Origin of the sequence: Acinetobacter sp. UBA2063 (assembly GCF_002333245.1) — a bacterium.
Classification (GTDB): domain Bacteria; phylum Pseudomonadota; class Gammaproteobacteria; order Pseudomonadales; family Moraxellaceae; genus Acinetobacter; species Acinetobacter parvus.
Genome location: NZ_DDAH01000273.1, coordinates 800 through 3,118 on the forward strand (window position 1 = coordinate 800; position 2,319 = coordinate 3,118).

1 protein-coding gene and 1 pseudogene are annotated in these 2,319 nt (G+C 37.3%); both read left to right on the plus strand.

The features are described from left to right. The first annotated feature begins 441 nt into the window (after positions 1–441). Complete coding sequence (locus tag B4H32_RS12725) at positions 442–1,932, plus strand: long-chain fatty acid transporter (protein ID WP_286803406.1); 1,491 nt, start codon at positions 442–444, stop codon at positions 1,930–1,932. 252 nt (positions 1,933–2,184) lie between these two features. Next, a pseudogene (locus B4H32_RS12730) lies at positions 2,185–2,319 on the plus strand (transporter); the annotation flags it as partial.

A 2,319-nucleotide genomic window follows, 5' to 3' on the forward strand; every position in this document is an offset into this window, starting at 1 on the left:
TGTCGCACCTCATGTTTGAATTCGCCATAAATTACGTATTCAGCTATAGAGCAGAATATTACTTATAAATAAGCTTTTAGTTGTTCAAAAAAGTGGGAACACCTCTATAAAAATTCTATTTTTTACAAAAAACTCTTGACCTTACAAAAAAATTTTTTAGTAAAAATGCAAAAAATCCACACACCTATCTTAAATTAATATTTTATATTTTTCATGATATTAAAAATAAAAATACAGATGTATATTAAATTTTATAGCATTTTTTTGTTAAATTTCATCTAATCAATCGTACTGGGTAGTTCATTTAGAATATTTACTCTTATTCTAATTATGGTATTTTTGTTACATGAAGTTATAGCCAAATACATTTAATAATCAGTTTGGCGTGCCAATCATAGCTTCTTTACTTAACAAATCTTGAAATTCAAGGAAAGATTTAAAATGAAATTAAAATATCTTAGCACTGCCATGATCTTAGCGACGCTACCTGCAACTGGAGCTTTTGCAGCAGCACTGGATCGTTCAGGTCAGTCAATGTCTGCTTTTTTCCAACCAGGTAACTACTTCGAAGCTGGTCTTTCGGTTCTAGACCCAACAGTGAAAGGCCAAGAAGCTGGCACATCATCAACAACACGAAAAATTGGGGATATGGCGGATGACTATTATTTCCCTAGCGCAGCATTAAAATTACAACTGACTGACAACGTTTCTTTCGGTTTATTATACGACCAACCTTATGGTGCAAATGCTCAATATTCTGGAAACAACGTTTTTGTATCGAATCCTGGCTCTGATACTGTTCTACCTGTTGAAAAAACAAATGCTTTAGTACAAAAGAAAGTAACTGATTATTTAAGCTCTCCAACAGGCCAACAGCAAATTGCTGGACTTGTGCAAGGTGGTATGACCCCTGCTCAGGCTCAAGCAGCAGTCACTCAAGGCTTCTTAAATAGTGCACCAGTAAAAGCATTACAAAAAGGTCTTGCTGATGCAAATGCAGCTTTAGGCGAAGGTAATACTTCAGTAAAAGTAGATACGCAAAATATTTCTCTTGTTTTTGGCTATCAACCAGTTAAAAACATCAACCTGTATGCTGGTGGTGTTTACCAAACAGTTAAAGGTAATGTAAACCTACGTGGTACAGCTTATAGTATCTACAATGGCTATGATGCGAATATCAAAGAAACTGGCGGTGCTGGTTGGTTAGTCGGTGCAGCTTATCAAATTCCTGAGATTGCGCTTAAAGCATCTTTGACATATCGTTCAGAAATCGATCACAAAGTAAATATTAATGAAAATTTCTCTGTAACCTCTGCGTTGGTTAACAACCCAGCCGTGTTAGCAGGTTTACTGGGCATTACTCCTGCTCAAGCATTAGCTCAAGCACAAGCACTTGAAGAAGGCAGTGCGGGTAAAAAGACCAAAATTACAACGCCACAGTCTGTTAACTTAGATTTCCAAACAGGTATCATGGCGAATACAGTTGCGTTTGCAAACGTTCGCTGGGTCAACTGGAAAGACTTTGCAATCCAACCATACAAGTTCGGTTTATTGTCTCAACAAATCGGTGGTTTAGTTGGTCGTCCAAACGGTTTCAACTTAGTTGAATATTCTGATGATCAATGGTCTGTTAACGCAGGTGTTGGCCGTAAGCTAAGCGAACAATGGGCTGGTAACGTTTCTGTAGGTTGGGACTCTGGTGCAGGTAACCCTGTAACAACACTTGGTCCTACAGAAGGTTATTGGAACGTGGGTGTCGGTCTTCAATTTAGCCCGACGCCAGCAACCTTTATTGCTGCTGGCGTGAAATATTTCTGGTTAGGCGATGCTAAAGCACAAACTGGTGCTCAAGCAGGTGGAAATGAATATGTTGCAGAGTTTAAAGACAACAATGCAATCGCCTATGGCTTAAAAATGGGCTATCGCTTCTAATCCACAGTTTTCAATAAAAGGTCATCTTGGGATGGCCTTTTTTTATACAACTTTAATAAATAAAATCAAAATCATAACTAAATAAATCAGCAGTGATACAAAGTTTAAAACCATCAATAAAAACCGTGAATGCTCAAGTATTTTCAGTGACTTTACCGTTCATTTATTGACATTTGTAAATTATTTAAGCGAATAAAAACTATGTTACTTTTCGCGCCATTCTGTTACAAAGTGATTTGAGAGAACATATTAATGAAGCTGAATGCTATTCAAACGGCTCTTCTACTTAGCTTAGTTCCAACAACAACATTCGCCGCAGCACTGGATCGCTCAGGTCAATCAATTGCCGCTTTTTTACAGCCAAATAACTATTTTAGATCGGAAGAG